The organism is Actinopolymorpha sp. B11F2, from assembly GCF_040195635.1.
Lineage (GTDB): Bacteria > Actinomycetota > Actinomycetes > Propionibacteriales > Actinopolymorphaceae > Thermasporomyces.
In genome coordinates, this window is record NZ_JBEFTX010000011.1 from 106756 (window position 1) to 122655 (window position 15900).

12 protein-coding genes are annotated in these 15900 nt (G+C 69.0%); 6 read left to right on the forward strand and 6 right to left on the reverse strand.

Annotated elements, in window-relative coordinates; translation table 11 throughout:
* Positions 1-259: 259 nt before the first annotated feature.
* Complete coding sequence (locus ABN034_RS20260) at positions 260-2413, reverse strand: 3-hydroxyacyl-CoA dehydrogenase NAD-binding domain-containing protein (RefSeq protein ID WP_349692548.1); 2154 nt, start codon at positions 2411-2413, stop codon at positions 260-262.
* 394 nt (positions 2414-2807) lie between these two features.
* On the opposite strand from ABN034_RS20260, the gene ABN034_RS20265 reads away from it, so the two are divergent.
* The 3 genes from ABN034_RS20265 (at position 2808) to ABN034_RS20275 (ending at position 7580) form a co-directional block, all read left to right on the forward strand.
* Entirely contained in the window at positions 2808-3689 is an 882-nt protein-coding gene (locus ABN034_RS20265; RefSeq protein WP_349692549.1) for an EamA family transporter, read from the forward strand.
* Between the two features lie 205 nt (positions 3690-3894).
* Complete coding sequence (locus tag ABN034_RS20270) at positions 3895-5967, forward strand: amylo-alpha-1,6-glucosidase (RefSeq protein WP_349692550.1); 2073 nt, start codon at positions 3895-3897, stop codon at positions 5965-5967.
* 194 nt (positions 5968-6161) lie between these two features.
* Positions 6162-7580: a sulfatase family protein gene (locus ABN034_RS20275; protein ID WP_349692551.1), complete on the forward strand. Its 1419-nt coding sequence runs from the start codon at positions 6162-6164 to the stop codon at positions 7578-7580.
* A 3-nt stretch (positions 7581-7583) separates the two neighbouring features.
* Here the strand turns inward: ABN034_RS20275 and ABN034_RS20280 are convergent, their stop codons facing one another.
* Positions 7584-7943, reverse strand: a complete 360-nt coding sequence (locus ABN034_RS20280; RefSeq protein WP_349692552.1) for a winged helix-turn-helix transcriptional regulator — start codon at positions 7941-7943, stop codon at positions 7584-7586.
* Between the two features lie 161 nt (positions 7944-8104).
* On the opposite strand from ABN034_RS20280, the gene ABN034_RS20285 reads away from it, so the two are divergent.
* The gene (locus ABN034_RS20285; protein ID WP_349692553.1) at positions 8105-8308 is read left to right on the forward strand and encodes an NAD(P)-binding domain-containing protein; all 204 of its coding nucleotides are present in this window, start codon (positions 8105-8107) and stop codon (positions 8306-8308) included.
* Entirely contained in the window at positions 8305-9210 is a 906-nt protein-coding gene (locus ABN034_RS20290; protein ID WP_349692554.1) for an NAD(P)-dependent oxidoreductase, read from the forward strand. Before ABN034_RS20285 ends, ABN034_RS20290 begins: the two co-directional genes overlap by 4 nt.
* A gap of 74 nt (positions 9211-9284) precedes the next feature.
* Here ABN034_RS20290 and ABN034_RS20295 read toward each other — a convergent pair whose 3' ends face one another.
* Entirely contained in the window at positions 9285-10490 is a 1206-nt protein-coding gene (locus ABN034_RS20295; protein WP_349692555.1) for an acetyl-CoA C-acetyltransferase, read from the reverse strand.
* A 319-nt stretch (positions 10491-10809) separates the two neighbouring features.
* Between ABN034_RS20295 and ABN034_RS20300 the strand changes: the two genes are divergently transcribed.
* A complete protein-coding gene (locus ABN034_RS20300) occupies positions 10810-11571 on the forward strand; it encodes a phosphotransferase (RefSeq protein WP_349692556.1) in 762 nt (253 codons plus the stop codon).
* Between the two features lie 88 nt (positions 11572-11659).
* On the opposite strand, the gene ABN034_RS20305 is transcribed toward ABN034_RS20300, so the two are convergent.
* The 3 genes from ABN034_RS20305 to ABN034_RS20315 all read right to left on the reverse strand — a co-directional run bounded on the left by ABN034_RS20305 (position 11660) and on the right by ABN034_RS20315 (position 15859).
* The gene (locus tag ABN034_RS20305; RefSeq protein WP_349692557.1) at positions 11660-13387 is read right to left on the reverse strand and encodes an ABC transporter substrate-binding protein; all 1728 of its coding nucleotides are present in this window, start codon (positions 13385-13387) and stop codon (positions 11660-11662) included.
* Positions 13388-13825: 438 nt separating this feature from the next.
* Positions 13826-14842 carry a ferredoxin family protein gene (locus ABN034_RS20310; protein WP_349692558.1) on the reverse strand — a complete coding sequence of 339 codons (1017 nt, stop codon included), beginning with the start codon at positions 14840-14842 and terminating at the stop codon, positions 13826-13828.
* Positions 14843-15034: 192 nt separating this feature from the next.
* Positions 15035-15859, reverse strand: a complete 825-nt coding sequence (locus ABN034_RS20315) for a septal ring lytic transglycosylase RlpA family protein (RefSeq protein WP_349692559.1) — start codon at positions 15857-15859, stop codon at positions 15035-15037.
* Positions 15860-15900 lie beyond the last annotated feature (41 nt).

Sequence of the window (15900 nt, forward strand, 5' to 3'; positions counted from 1 at the left end):
GTCAAGGTTAAGACCTTGACTTCGGGATCCGGCGCCTTTCAGGAGGAATTCCTCACCAAGTGACCAATGTGGCAGAGGGGCACCCTCCATTAACCGGCTGCCGCATGAGGGCACCCTGCACCCATAGGTTCGCGTGAGCACCCTCATCCAACCGGCCATTGGCGCAGGGCCGCCGTCACCCAACCGGACATTGGCGCAGGGGCGCCCTCATCCAACCGGCCATTGGCGCAGAGACGGCCTCATCCGGCGGCTCGTGGACTCAGGGGAGACGGGGTGGGTGGAAGCGATCCCCGTACCGGCTCGCCAGTTCCTCTGCCCGCGCCTCGAACGCCTTCGCCCCGCCGTACGCATCGACGAACTGCGCCGCGCCACCGGTCCACGCCGGAAACCCGATCCCGAAGATGCTGCCCACGTTGGCGTCCCTCGCGGTCGTGACGACCCCCTCTGCCATGCAGCGCAGCGTCTCGATCGACTGGACGAACAGCAGTCGGTCGCGGACATCCTCCTCCGGCACGTCACCCGGCCCGGTCGCGAAATGCCGGGCGAGCTCGGGCCACAGCCGCTTCTTGCCGATGTCGCGGGCGTCGAAGGCGTTCCCACCGTTCGTCACCGGGTAGTCGTAGAAGCCCGCCCCCGCCGCCTTGCCCGGCCGCCCCAGCTCGCTGACCATGCGGTCGACGACCGCGAACGCCGGATGGTCCACCGGTTCCCGTCCCTGCGCGGCGAGATCGGCGACCTCCTCGGACCGGATCCGGGCCACGAGCGCGAGGCTCACCTCGTCGGCGACGGCCAGCGGGCCCACCGGGAGGCCGGCCTTGCGGGCGACGTTCTCGACGACCGCCGGGGGTACGCCTTCGACCACCATGTCGATGCCCTCGGTGACGTACGTACCGAAGACTCGCGAGGTGAAGAACCCTCGGCTGTCGTTGACCATCACCGGGAGCTTGCCGATCTGACGGACGAAATCGAATGCCCGCGCGAGCGTCCCGTCCGAGGTCTGGGCACCACGGATGATCTCCACTAGCGGCATCCGGTGGACCGGCGAGAAGAAGTGCAGTCCGACGAACCGCTCCGGCCGCTTGATGGCCGACGCGAGCCCCGTGATGGGAAGTGTCGAGGTGTTGGAGGCGATCATCGCATCGGGCGCGGCGGCCCCTTCGGCCGCGGCGAGGACGACGTTCTTCAGGCCGCGGTCCTCGAAGACCGCCTCGATCACGAGGTCACAACCGTCGAGGTCGGCGTCGGTGTCGGTGGGCGTCACCCGGTCGAGCACGCCGTCCCGCCGGTCGGCTGTCAACCTGCCCTTGCTGACGCGTTCGTCAAGCAGGGAAGCGATCCGGTGCTTTCCGGCCTCCGCCGCGCCGACGGAGACGTCCTTCAGAACGACCGGAATTCCGGCGTACGCACTGACGTAGGCGATGCCGGCCCCCATCATGCCGGCGCCGACCACGCCGAGCCGCTGCACCGGCCGCTGGTCGTAGCCGGTGGGCCGCGACGCGCCACGGAGGATCTCGTTCCGGTCGAACCACAAGGTGCCGATCATGTTCTTGGCGACCTGGCTCGTCACCAGCTCCAGGAAGTACCTGCTCTCGATCGCCAACGCCGTGTCCACGTCGACGCAGGCGCCTTCCACCGCGGCCGCGAGGATCCGTTCCGGCGCGGGATAGGCACCGTGCGTCCGCTTCGCGAGCATCGCGGGCGCGACCGACAGCGCGCCGTAACTCTTGGCGTCGTTCGGGTCGAGTCCCGGGATCACATGACCTGGCCGGTCCCAAGGCTGTGTCACCTCGGGTTGGTCGGATTGGTTCTGCGTACGGATCCAGTTCTTTGCCGCCGGCAGCAGCTCGTCCGGCCGTTCCACCACCTGGTGCACGAGGCCGCTGTCGAGCGCCTCCTTCGGGCGCACCTGCGTACCTTCGACGAGGAACGGAAGGGCCGCCTGGAGCCCGAGCAGTCGGACGGTACGCACGATCCCGCCGGCACCCGGCAGCAGCCCCAGGGTCACTTCCGGGAAGCCGATCCTGATCTCCGGATCGGCGAGGACGACGCGATGGTGACAGGCGAGGGCGATCTCGAGGCCGGCGCCGAGGGCCGATCCGTTGAGGGCGGCGACGACCGGGCGGCCCAGGCGTTCGAGCCGGCGGAGCTGGCTCTTGGCCTGGCCGAGGAACCCGGCGAAGTCGCTGAGATTGTCCCGGGTGACCCCGCGCAACAGGTCGAGATCGCCGCCGGCGAAGAAGGTGCGCTTCGCCGAGGTCACGACGACACCGGTGATCTCGTCCCGCTCCCGTTCCAGCCGGTCGACGGCAGTACCCATGGCGGCGAGATAGTCGGCGTTCAGGACGTTGGTGGAGTGTCCGGGTTGGTCCAGGGTCAGCGTCACCAGGCCGTCGGCGTCCCGGTCGTACCGCACCGCGCCTGTCCTAGCGGTGCCTGTCCTAGCGGTGTCTGTCATAACGGTCCTCACCCGCACTCGGTCGGCCTCGGGCACCAGGGCTGACTGCCGCTCCATGCGCGGCCCTCGTTCATCCGCCCGCCGTTGACAGTCCCACCGCATCAGCCACTCGTGCGGGGAAACGTACCCATGCCCAGGCGCGTTCAGTCCAGCCCTATCCGTAAGGAGAATCATGCCCACGTTGAAGAGGACGCGGCGGTCAGCGCGGCGGGAGAATGACCACGCTGAGCATGTCTGTGGAGCATCAACAGGCGTCGGCGCCTGTCCCGGGTGCCACAAGCATGCTCAGCGTGGTCATTTGCTGCTCTCCTGCGTCATTTGCCGTCACTGACGCGCTGCTAGTGTCCGGGCAGTGAACGTGCTCGCCGCCGCGGCCTCGCCCGACGCCGCGATGCCGGTGGTGGTGACCGTCGTCGTCCTCGTCGCGGCCGTTCTGCATGCCACCTGGAACGCGGTCGCGCACACCCTCACCGACAAGCTGGTCGCCGTCACGGCACTGTCGGCGGCGTTCGTCGTGGGCGGGATCATGGCGCTGCCCTGGGTCGGCTGGCCCGCCGCGGAAAGCTGGCCGGCGCTGCTCGCCTCGGTCGGGGTCCACATCCTCTACAACCTGTCGCTGATGCGGTCGTACCGGCTCGGCGCGTTCAACCAGGTCTATCCGCTCGCGCGCGGCATGTCGCCGTGGTTGGTGGCGATCCTCGCGCTGGTCCTGGTCGACGAGTCGCTGAGCCCCCTGCGCATGCTGGGCGTCGTGGTCGTCTCGATCGGGCTGGGCTGCCTCGTCTTCGCCAACGGGCGGCCGCGGCCGGAGGAGTTCCCCGCCATCCTCGCGGCCTGCCTGACCGGTCTGCTGATCGCGACCTACACCGTGATCGACGGGATCGGCGTACGACGGTCGGGCACGCCGCTGGGCTATGCCGCCTGGCTGTTCATCCTGCACGGCCTGTCGCTGATCATCTTCGCGGTCGCCCGGCGAGGGCCGGGACTCTTCCGGCAGGTGGCGGGCAACCTGCGCCTCGGCGCCCTGGCCGGTGTCTGTGCCGTGGTGGCGTACGGACTCGTGCTCTGGGCACAGGCCCGGGGCTCGCTCGCGGCCGTCGCGGCGCTACGGGAGACCAGCGTGATCGTGGGGGCGATGATCGGGGCGGTGGCGTTCCGCGAACCGTTCGGTCGATGGCGTACGGTCGCGACCGTCGTCGTCGTGACCGGGATCGCGCTCCTCAACTTCGGCTGAGCGGGGCTGGCGGACCATACGGCGCTCGGAGGGCCCCGCCGACTGGCGGGACGGCGGCCAGGGTGGATCTGGTAGGAAGGCTGCCAGGCTGCCGGACAGTGCCGTCCGGTCCCTCGGTGGTCCAGCAGGCGTCCCACCGCTCGCAGCCGCACTCCGGTTCCGACTGCACCGCCGACACTCTGACGGACTGACGGAGGAGAATCCGGTGGCTCAACCCTTCCTGCACGAGCTGGTGAGCTGCGTGTGCGCCCCCAGCGTCGCTCTGTCCGGGCCCGACGGGCAGATCCGCGCGGGCGGCGTTCAGGGAGTGATCCGGCACGACCGGAGAATCCTGTCCGAACTCGTCGTCGACGTCGACGGGCACGAGCCGGCCCCGGTCGGTCACAGTCTCGCCGGCGCGGGACTCGCCCGCTTCACCGGCGTCATCCGACACCTCGGCGACGATGGAGCCGATCCGACCGTACGCCTGGAACGGCAGCGGCGGCTCCGGCCCGACGGGATCGACGAGGTACTGACCCTGGCCAACAACGCCCGCGTCCCGGTCGACGCCACCGTCCGCGTGACGGCCGCGGTCGACCTCGCCCCGATGAACGTCGTACGCCGCGGCGACACGCCCGCTCTCCGCTCACCCTCCGAGGTCCGCGACGACGCAGTGGTCTGGTCGGACAGCATGGGCGAGGTAACTCTGCGCGCCGAGGGCGGCGAAACCGCGCACGCCGGCGTCGCGCCGGTGGGGGACGTACGGCCGGTCTGGAGTTGGCGGGTGACGGTGCCGGCCCGGTCCACGTGGTCGGTGACGTACTCCCTGACCGCGACCGAGGACGCCCTCCCGGCGAACACCTTCGGGCCCGGCACTCCCGGCTGGGAGCCGCTCAGCGTCTCCGGTCCGGCCGCCCTCACCCGGTTGGTCGACCAGAGCGTCGCCGATCTCGCTGGCCTCGCCCTTGCCGACCCGGAGGCGCCAGGCGATGCGTTCCTGGCGGCTGGGAGCCCGTGGTTCTTCACGTTGTTCGGGCGGGACTCGCTCTGGGCCGCCCGCCTCACGCTGCCGCTCGGCACCGACCTCGCCCGCGGCACCCTGCGTACGTTGGCCCGCCGCCAGGGCACCCGCCACGACGTCGAGACGGCTGAGGCGCCGGGCAAGATCCTCCATGAGGTACGCATGGAGCAGGCCAGCGTCGGCAGCCTCCCTCCCGTGTACTTCGGCACCGTCGACGCCACCCCCTTGTGGATCTGCCTGCTCCACGACGCCTGGCGCTGGGGTCTCGACGACGGCGCCGTCACCGACCTGCTCGACCCGCTGGAGGCCGCACTCGGCTGGTTGCGTACCGACGCCGACGCCGACGGCGACGGATTCTGTGAGTACGTCGACGAGAGCGGTCACGGCCTCGCCAACCAGGGCTGGAAGGACTCCGGCGACTCGATCCAGTTCCCGGACGGCACGATCGCCGAGCCGTCGATCGCGCTGTGTGAAGCCCAGGCGTACGCCTACGAGGCGGCGATCGCGGGGGCCCACCTGCTGGAGGCGTTCGGCCGTCCGGGCGGTGACCGGATGCGGGAGTGGGCGGCGGCGCTGCGGGAGCGTTTTCGTACCACCTTCTGGGTGTCGGACCCGCGCGGCACCTTCCCCGCGCTCGCCCTGGACGGCGCGAAGCGCCCGGTCGCGACGGCGACGTCCAACCTCGGTCACCTGCTCGGCACCGGCATCCTCGACGCCGGCGAGGCCGCGAGCGTGGCGGCGCGGATGCGTACGGACGATCTCGACTGCGGCTACGGGCTGCGGACGATGACCGCCGACGCCGCCGGCTTCAACCCGCTCGGCTACCACGCCGGCACGGTCTGGCCGCACGACACCGCTATCGCCATCCTGGGCCTGGCGAGAGACGGCCACGCCCGGGCCTCAGCGTCGCTGGCGGCGGGTCTCGTCCGGGCCGCACCGGACTTCGCGTACCGCCTGCCGGAGCTCTTCGCGGGTACGAACGCCCGCCGCGAGGAGCCGGTGCTCGCCTATCCGGCCGCGTGCCGTCCCCAGGCCTGGTCGGCGGCCGCGGCGATCGCGATGCTCCAGGCGGCACTCGGTCTGGAGGCCGACGTCCCACGCGGAGTGCTCCGGGTCGCACCGTCTGCCGAGTTCGCCGACTGGTTCCCGCTGCGGGTGGAGGGCCTGCGAGTGGCGGGGCACGCGCTGACGGTCGACGTCGACGCGACGGGCGCCGCCCGGGTCGAGACCCGCGCGCCTCTGACCGTCGAGACCCCTCCGCCTCCCGGCCGCGAATGACCACGCTGAGCATGCCAGCGGCGTCCGGCGAGGTGTCGACGCCTCGCCCGGGTCCCGCACGCATGCTCAGCGTGGTCATTCGCAGGCACCACTTGCCAGCACCACTTGCCAGCACCATTTGCAAGCACCACTTCCCAGCACCACTCCGAGACTGACCCGCGCCCGCGCCCCGCAACCTCAGCAAGGGAGAGCCAGTGACCGACGACCGGCCGAACATCGTGTTCATCGTGACCGACGACCACGCCGCCCACGCCATTTCGGCGTACGGCAGTGAGTTCCTCCAGACGCCGAGCATGGACCGGATCGCGGCGGAGGGCATGCGGTTCGACGCGATGTACTGCACGAACGCGCTGTGCGCGCCGAGCCGGGCGTCGATCCTGACCGGGACCTACAGCCACGTCAACGGCGTCAGCACGTTGTCGACCCACTTCGACGCACGCCAGCCGACGTTCGTGTCGATGCTGCGCGACGCCGGCTACCAGACGTGGCTCGTCGGAAAGTGGCATCTCGGCCATGGCGGCATCCACGACCCGCGGGGTTTCGACTACTGGGAGGTGCTGGAGGACCAGGGTCCGTACTGGGATCCCGAGCTGCTGTCGGAAGGTGGCCGCCGGCGCCAGGTGCCGGGCTACACGACGACGGTCCTCACCGACCTGGCGCTGGGACGCCTGACCGAGCGGGACCGCGACCGGCCGTTCTGCCTCCTGCTGCACCACAAGGCGCCCCACCGCAGCTGGGATCCGGACATCAAGCACGCGGAGTTGTTCAAGGAAGGGGTCCCCGAGCCGCCGACCCTGTGGGACGACCACGCCGGCCACAGCAGGGCCGCCCGCGAGGCGAAGATGCGCATCAGCCATGACCTCAACGAACGCGACGTCAAGCAGCCCTATCCGCCCGGGCTGGAGGGCCGCGAGCGCACGAAGTGGGCGTACCAGCGCTACATGCAGGACTACCTGCGGTGTGTGGTGTCGGTCGACGAGAACATCGGCAGGGTGCTGGACGCGCTCGACGAGGAGGGCCTCGCCGAGAACACCCTCGTCGTCTACACCTCCGACCAGGGGTTCTTCCTCGGCGACCACGGGTGGTACGACAAACGCTTCATGTACGACGAGTCGCTGCTGATGCCGCTGATGATCCGTTACCCGCGCGAGATCCCGGCCGCGTCGACCACGGACGCGATGGCACTCAACATCGACTTCGCGCAGACGTTCCTCGACTATGCCGGCCTGGATCCGCTCCCGCGCATGCAGGGGCGGAGCCTGCGCCCGCTGCTACGCGGTGAGCAGCCCGCCGACTGGCGGCAGTCCGTCTACTACCGCTACTGGGAACACGACGACGGAGCGCATCACGTGGTCGCGCACTATGGCGTACGCACCCAGCGGTACAAGCTCATCTACTACTACGGCGACGGACTCGGTCTGGCCGGCACGTCTGACCGGCGTACGGCTCCTGAGTGGGAGTTGTTCGACCTCGAGAAGGATCCGGCCGAGCTGCGGAGCGTCCACGACGATCCGGCGTACGCCGACGTGCGGCGCGAGCTCGAGGCCGAGCTGGCCCGGCTGCTGGCGGAGTTCGGCGACAAGCCCGTGCCCGCCCGTGGTGGGTCCCGGTGACGGTTACGCCGGTGCCGGTGATGAGTCCGCGGCGAGGCGCTTGACTCGTGCGGAGCCCCAGACGCCCAGGGGGCCAAGGGCGTCGTTGAGGGAGCTGCCGTGCTCGGTGAGGGAGTACTCCACCCTCGGCGGGACCTCACGATAGACCTCGCGGTGGATCAGCCCGTCCTCCTCCATCTCGCGGAGGTGCTGGATGAGCATCTTCTCGCTGACACCTGGCAGGCCACGCTTGAGCTCGCCGAACCGGCGGGTGCCGTAGTTGTTCAACTCCCACAGGATCAGCGACTTCCACTTTCCCGACACCACGTCCATCGCGGCATCGATTCCGCAGACGTACGGGCCACGTCGCGCCCTCGACGTCATCAGATCCCTCCTGCCTCACCACGCCTGTTTCCACGGCGGGCTTCAATACTTACGAAACAGTAAGTATTGAACAAATTAGTGAGTACTTGTCAAGCGGAATGTAGCGACGAAGGATGACGCCAGGCGTACCGATCCGAACCAAGCAGTCCGAAGGAAAACCGATGACAACCAGAACCACGTTCCTGGGATTGGGAGCGATGGGCAGCGCGCTCGTGAGGGCCGTGCTCGACTCCGGGCGGCCCGCGGTGGTGTGGAACCGTACGCCGCAGCGGGCGCAGGCCCTCCGCGACCGTCGGCAGATCGACACTGGATTCGGCGAGCAGGGATTCGCACGCACTTTCGAGGAGCTGAGGAGCACCGCATGAGCACCGACACGCCCTCAACGGTGACCGTCATTGGGCTCGGCCCGATGGGGCGGGCGATGGCCGGCGCGCTGCTCGAGGCTGGGCACCGGGTCACGTTGTGGAACCGCACTCCGAGCCGTGCCGACGCACTCGTCGCGGCGGGTGCCGTGCTGGCGCTCACTCCGGCAGCGGCCGTCGCGGCCAGCGAGTTGACCATCCTCAGCCTCACCGACTACCAGGCGATGTACGACATCCTCGGCCCGGCCGTCGACGATCAGGAGTACGCCGGCGTGCTGGCCGGAAGCGTCATCGTCAACCTCAGCTCCGACACGCCTGACGCCTCCCGCGAGGCGGCGGAATGGGCCGCCAGGCACGGAGCGAGCTTCGTGACGGGTGGCGTGATGGTGCCTGCTCCCGCGATCGGCACGCCAGCGGCGTACGTGTTCTACAGCGGACCCAGGGAGGTGTTCGACGTCCACGTACCAGTGCTGAGCCGGATCGGCGCACCCACGTACCTCGGCGAGGACCCGGGCCTGGCCCAGCTCTTCTACCAGGCCCACCTCGACGTGTTCCTCACCGCGTTGTCGAGCCTGCTCCACGCCACGGCGCTCGTCACCGCCGCCGGAATACCGGCAGCCGAGTTCCTGCCCGGCGCGCTGACCACCCTCACCGACATTCCGGCGATGATCGGCGACGGTCGTGAACTCGCCCGCCGGCTGGAAGCAGGTGAGCACCCTGGCGAGCTGAGCACGGCCCAGATGATGGGCGCCACCGCTCACCACATCCTGCGCACAAGCGAGAACTCCGGCGTCGACGTCGCGCTGCCGAAGGCGGTCAGGTCACACTACGAACGCGCCATCGCCGCTGGCCACGGCGCCAAGGACTGGACGGCACTCTACGAAGTGATCAAGACGCGCCGCTGAGTCCGGTCCAGGCGGAACCACACCGCAGGGATCAGCACCTCGGCGGTTTCCGGCGCCGGTAGGTCACGTCGGCGTCAGAGCCGTTCGATGATCGTGGCGACGCCCATGCCACCACCCACGCAGAGCGTCACGAGTCCACGGCGGAGGTCCCGTCGTTCGAGCTCGTCGAGCAGCGTGCCGAGCAACATCGCGCCCGTCGCTCCGAGCGGGTGGCCGAGCGCGATGGCACCACCGTTGACGTTGACGATCTCGGGTGAGACGTCCAGCTCCCGCATGAACCGCAGCACCACCCCGGCGAACGCCTCGTTGACCTCGAACAGGTCGATGTCACCGACCGTCAACCCCGCCTTGTCAAGCGCCTTGCGGGCGGCCGGAGCGGGACCGACCAGCATGATCGTCGGGTCGGTCCCCACCGCCGCGGCGCTCACGATCCGGGCCCGCGGGGCGATGCCGAGGTCCGCGCCGACGCGTTCACCGCCGATGAGGACAGCCGCCGCCCCGTCCACGATCTGGGAGGAGTTGCCCGCCGTGTGGACGTGGTTGATGCGTTCGACGCTCGGATAGCGGTCGATCGCCACGGCGTCGAAACCGAGCGCGCCGAGGTCGGCGAAACTGGGCTTGAGGCCGCCCAGAGTCTCGACCGTGGTCTCGGGGCGGATCGCCTCGTCATGGTCGAGCAGCAGCATGCCGTTGTGGTCGACGACCGGGACCAGCGACCGGTCGAAGTAGCCCTTGTCGCGAGCGACCGTCGCCCGGTGCTGCGACTCGGCGGCATAAGCGTCCACGTCGTCGCGGGTGAAACCCTCCAGGGTGGCGAGCAGGTCGGCGCTCACGCCCTGGGGTACGAATCCGGTGGCGAGGTTGGTCTCCGGGTCGATGAACCACGCGCCCCCGTCGGAACCCATCGGCACCCGCGACATCGACTCGACACCGCCGGCCACGACGAGATCGTCGAAGCCCGACCTGACCTTCTGTGCGGCCAGGTTGACGGCTTCGAGACCGGAGGCGCAGAACCGGTTGAGCTGGGTACCGGGGACCCTGAGGTCCCAGCCGGCCATCAGCACCGCGGTACGAGCCAGGTCGGCCCCCTGCTCACCCACCGGCGTGACGATGCCGAAGACCACATCATCCACGCGTTCGGTGTCGAGTTCGGAACGCACCTGCAGCGCTTCCAACACCCCTGACGCGAGGGTCACCGGTTTCACGCTGTGCAGCGCGCCCCGCTTCCCCCGGCCTCGTGGTGTGCGGATCGCATCGAAGACGTACGCCTCCTCGGTCATGAATCCAGCTTGCCCCTTCGCCGGCGGATCAGCCCAGAAGTCGCCCGACCCGGCCGCCTTCGTGCGCGGGAATGATCACGAATGGGTGATCATTCCCGACCAGGCGCGGCAGATTCACCAGGTTCGTGGGGAATTGCCGCGTCTCGTGGATCTTGCCGGCTCGGCCTGCAAGACCGGAGCTCGCGCGGCGTGCCTGTGGGAGCGCGTGCCTGTTGGATCAGGGGCACCCTCCCGCACACGCCCGTTGGACCAGGGGCTACACATGGCGCGCGGCAACCCGATGCTGGCAGGTCGGCGTACACCCGGGCAGGCTGGGCACATGAGCCGCCAGCGTCGCGTGACCGGGGAGCGCCTCGCAGGTGGCCTGGCGCACGACGTCGTACGCATCGGCGAGACAGTACGCCGACCGATGCCGGCGCGCGCGGCCTACATCCACGACGTCCTCCGGCTCTTCGCCCGCCACGGCTGGCCCGCGGCGCCCCGCTACCTCGGCGTCGACGAGGAAGGGCGGCAGACACTGACCTATCTGGCCGGTCACGTCGCGTGGCAGCCGGCACAACCTCCGGCGGTCTGGTCCGAGGACAGCCTGACCCGGGTGGCCAAACTGGTGCGGCAGTTCCACGACCTGACCGCCGGGACGCCACTGGCGGAGGACGACGAGGTGGTCTGTCACAACGACCTGTCACCCAGGAACACCGTCTACCGCGACGACGGCGCCGGCCTGCGTCCGTACGCCTTCATCGACTGGGACTTCGCCGCACCCGGCCGGCGGATCCACGACGTCGCCCACGTGTGTTGGCAGTTTCTCGACCTCGGGCCGGGGCGCGCGAGTCCCGAAGGGCCGGCGCGGCTGATCGGCCTGGTCGCCGACACCTACGCGCTACGGACGCGGGACCGGCGTGCGCTCGTCGAGACGATCCTGTGGTGGCAGGACCGCTGCTGGCGAGGCATCGACGAGCGGGCCGACGCGGGCGATCCGGCGATGGAGCGGCTCCGGTCAGCAGGGCACGTCAAGGCGATTCAGGAGGCGTACGCCTGGGTCGACGAGCATCGCTCCGCCCTCGAGTCCGCCCTGCTTTGAACGAGCGGGCTTGTCGTCGCCGTACGAACCGTTTCCGTACCTCAGGTCCTCGTGGTTCCACGCCCTCAGGTCCGTGTAGTTCGATGCCTCAGGTCCTGGTGGTGAAGTACTGGCACGGGTCGGTGGGGCCGGGATCAGGAAACCACGCGCCGGTGCTCGAGTGGATCTCCTTCGGCACGTTGTGGAAGTCATTTCGCACGATGCCGTAGCCCTTGGCGGGAAGATTGATCCCGATGAAGGCGAACTCCTCGGCCGCGATGGCGAGGATCTCCTTCATCAGGTTCGCCTGATCGTCCTCGCCCACCGTCGTCTGCAGCTGGTCGTACAGAGCCATCTGCCGCCGGACCCAGTCAGGCGGCCGCTCGCCGGATGCGCCGCGGGATTCGTACCACTCCACCCACGGGCCGGCGTACTCGTTGCCGCTCTGGGGGAAGTACGCGCGAGGATCCATGACCACATTGGTCCCGCCGAACGCCAGCACCATCGAAACGTCCTGTTCGTTCGCCTCCCGCTTGGCCTCGACGAGGGACGGGGACACGGTCTTGACCACGGTGTCGACTCCGACATCGCGCCAGTAGCGCCCGACGAACTCGGCAACCTGTGGAAACTCGGGTCCGTCATTTCCCTCCGACGCGACGTCGAACAGGATTCTGATCCGCTCGCCGTCGGGGCCGAGGCGGAAACCGTCCCCGTCCTTACCGCTGTACCCGGCGCGGTCGAGGTAATCGTTGGCGAGATCGACGTCGTAGGAGATGAACTGCTTCGCGAGCTTCTCGTTGTAGAACCCGGTTTCGCGCCGTGGCGAGCTCTGCCATGGCTCACCTTGCCGCCGATAGATCGCGGCGATGATCTCCTGGCGGTTCAACGCATGGGAAAGCCCGATCCGAAATTCCCTGTTCCCGAAGACACTCCTCTTAACGGCGTCGGTATGAGTCACGTTGAGCATCAGAAGTGCCGTGTTCATCGGATCTGGAAGGAGATCGAAGAATCGGTAGTTGCCCTTCTCCCGATCCCGAGCGAGCACGGGTTTGTTCTCGGCGATGTTGATGTGCCTGCTGTGCATGTCCAACTCACCACCGAGCGCCTTGAGCAGGACCACCTCGGGCGTCTGCAGGACTTGGTACTCGATCCCGTCGAGGTAGGGGAGTTGGTTGCCTTCGGGATCGACCTTCCAGTAGTACGGATTGCGCTTCGCGACGACGCGAGTCCCACTGCCGTCGTACGGCGTTTCCAGCGTCCACGGGCTGAGGGTGGGAAGGTCCGGGTTCAGCGACCAGTCGGCGCGATCGAGAAAGAGTGCGACCCAGTCCTCGAATCCCGCGTCCCTGACTTTCCGGTCGATCGTGTCCGGGACATATTTCTGGTGGAACTTCTCAAGATAGTGGCGAGGCTTGTTGATCAGCTCCAGCCCGTTTCCCCCGGCCAGATAGCGGGCCAGGAGACCATGGGAGGTCTGGTATCGGAAGGCCACGGCATGGTCGTCGACCTTCTCTAACGTGGGCGGCTTCCCTGCGCTGAGCAGGAGCGGCGACTTGGTGGGAGTGAGCTCATCGTTCATGAAGACGTCGTCGAACCAGAACGTCACGTCGTCTGCGGTGAACGGTGAGCCGTCTGACCACTTCATACCTTCCCGCAGGTGGAAGACGTACTCGGTCTTGTCGTCATTGACGTCGTAGGACTCGGCGACATCCGGGACCACGCCGCTCCAGTCCCTGCTGTAACGAAGCAGGCCACCGTAGTGCTGCAGCCTTTCCATCCACGCGGCGTCGTCGCTGCCGACCAGCGCGGTGTGCCACGTCCCTCCGTACACCCCCACCCGCTCGACCGGGCGGACGACGAGGGGAGTCTTCGGAAGACGCTCCTTCAGGGGCGGGAGTTTCCCTCCTCGGACCAGGTCGACCAGAGCGGGCGCTTCCTTGGCACTATTCCGCCTCCGACCACCCCGCTTCGATCCGTTGCCCCCCGGGTCTGTCGAGAGGAGGTCACACCCGGTCAGGGTCAGTGCAGCGGCCGCGGAGGCACTCGAACTCAGCAGGGTCCTCCGGGTCATTCTGCCGACGCACCTGGTCCGTTCGTTCATCCCACCGCCCACCCTTTTGAGGACATTCTGTATACCCATTCCGGTATCCGGTCAACAGATTCCATAGGTCACAGAACGGCCAGCCAGGGACGTCGGACACACATCTCCGCGTTCGTCATCAGGGGCGGACACACGTCGGCGGTACGCCACCGAAGGAACGCCCGAGGTACGACGTCAGCCGGGGAGCGGACTGGGCACGCCCTCGGAGATCCCGGTCGCGAGGTTGACGGTGGGGATGACGGGAGCCTTGGCGCAGCTGGTGCGGCGTTCCGGCTCGGGCGTCTCGACGCGCCCGCTCACCCACCAGGCGCGCGCAGGTCCTGGTGGCGGGTTGCCGTTCGGGGCCGCCGCGCCGCCGTCCTCGGTGGCCGGCACGCGATCCGGGGCGCCATCCCGGTCCCGCTCCCTCACCCGCACCCGCCAGTCGGCGCCGTCGACCAACTCGTCGTCGAGGATCAGCGCGTCGGTCCCGGTTTCCCCCGTCAGAGCGCGGACCGCGAGTTCGGCGACCTGACCGGCAGGGCTCCACGTCGATCGACCACGACACCGCTCGGTCACCATCTGGCCCGTACCCGAGCCGGTGAGCAGCCGATCCGCGAAACCGGCATCCAGCCGGCCGTACAGGTACCCGCTGGGGAGCACCACCGCCGTCGGCGCGAACCTGTGCCCACCGGTGTGCGTCGTCTCCCACACCTGCTCGCCGTGGCGGGTTGCCAGCTCGGCGGCGATCGGTCTCCCACGCAAAGCGCAGCAGACGTCGCGGCGGCCGTTGGTGCAGACCAGGAGCAACGTGCGATCGTCGAGACGCCCGAACGACGGGCGGACGCCGGATCCGAGCGCATCGAGATCGAGGTCGAGCAGCTCGCGAGGATCGTCGACGCGCCCATGGACGAGCCACGTCGCGCCAGGCCGGGTGTGCGCGAGAAAGACCTGCCGGCGGACGGTCGGTGGGTGTTCGTCGGCATGCCGCCCTGGCCGCCGGATCAGTTGCAGTCGTACGCCCGTCCCGCCCGCCCGGCGGATGAGCTCCGTGCCGATCTCGTGATCGAGGTGGGATTCGCGTAGGGCGTCGGGGCCGTAGGGCCCGGACTGCTCGATGCACATCCACGTCCGCGCCGCCGCTGCCGTGCCCGCCAGGGGTTCTGCCAGCGTCGCCGACAGCACCGAACATGACGTCGCCGGCAGCTCCATCTCCCCACCTGACCAGACCGTGGACAACTCGCGCCCGCTCCACTGTGACAGGACGAGCGGGTAACAGCCAACCGGGCAGGGTACTTCTCGGCCAATGCTGGACCTCCCGCGTCCGCACCAGGCCCCACGCGAGCGTGGGCGTTCCACATCATGGACACGCCGCCGCGGGCACACCGGCAGCCGCACACCTCCTCAGGGCGCATCGCCCTGGTCGGCCAGCACTTCGTAGGTGACCTCCTGCTTGCCCTGACTGCGGGGCACCCCGAGCGCGTCCCAGGTGTCAGGCAGCAGGTCGATCGCGACGCCCGTCCACTCGGCGGGACCCCGGTCGCGCACCGGTGCGATCACGCTCCTGCCCGTCTCTTTGCTGGTGATCCGGATCATCGTCCCGCAGGGGACCTCCCACAACGCGACGCCCTCGGTGAGCTCCCGGCTGTTGCCGCCGCAGGCCATCGGCTGGTATTCGGACTCGTCACCGAAGTAGCTGGCGAGCCCGCTCACCGTCTCCACGACCTTCGGCGAGATCGACGGTGTCGGCGCGGGCGAGGCAGTCCGCGCGGCCCGTTGTGCCCGCCGTTCGGCCGCGCGTCGGGCCTTGGCCGCGGCCTCCCGCTTCTCCTGCGCGGCCTGTTTCCTGGCCAGTTCGGCCTTGGCGCGCACGTCGTCGGCGTGGTCCTGGAGCGCGTGACCTCGCGCCCGCTTGGCCTCCGACACCGCGGTCCACGTGCCCGCGTCAGGCAACGCGTCCGGAGTGGGGAAGTCGAGCCGGTCGCCGCGGGAGGCCCGCGCCGTGGCATTGGCGCGGGCGTCGCCGTCATGCTCACCTGCGTACATCGCCCACAGCCGACTGCCCCCTGCCGACCCGGTGAGGACGTACACACCGCCGCCGACCGCGCCGAACAGGATGAGCGCGAGGGCGATGCCGAAAATCACGGGAGTACGCATCTGCTTCCGGCGGCGGACCCCCGAATTCCGCGGGTGCCGACTGGAGTCACCGCGCGGGAAAGATCTGGGCACCTGCTCGCCTTCCGGTCCGGGGTATCGCTGGAAAACTGCGG

Coding starts and splice junctions, on each gene's coding strand:
- ABN034_RS20280 (WP_349692552.1), bottom strand. CDS start 7,943: ATGACGTCGAGGGCGCGACGTGGCCCGTACGTCTGCGGAATCGATGCC.
- ABN034_RS20285 (WP_349692553.1), top strand. CDS start 8,105: ATGACAACCAGAACCACGTTCCTGGGATTGGGAGCGATGGGCAGCGCG.
- ABN034_RS20290 (WP_349692554.1), top strand. CDS start 8,305: ATGAGCACCGACACGCCCTCAACGGTGACCGTCATTGGGCTCGGCCCG.
- ABN034_RS20295 (WP_349692555.1), bottom strand. CDS start 10,490: ATGACCGAGGAGGCGTACGTCTTCGATGCGATCCGCACACCACGAGGC.
- ABN034_RS20300 (WP_349692556.1), top strand. CDS start 10,810: ATGAGCCGCCAGCGTCGCGTGACCGGGGAGCGCCTCGCAGGTGGCCTG.
- ABN034_RS20310 (WP_349692558.1), bottom strand. CDS start 14,842: ATGGAGCTGCCGGCGACGTCATGTTCGGTGCTGTCGGCGACGCTGGCA.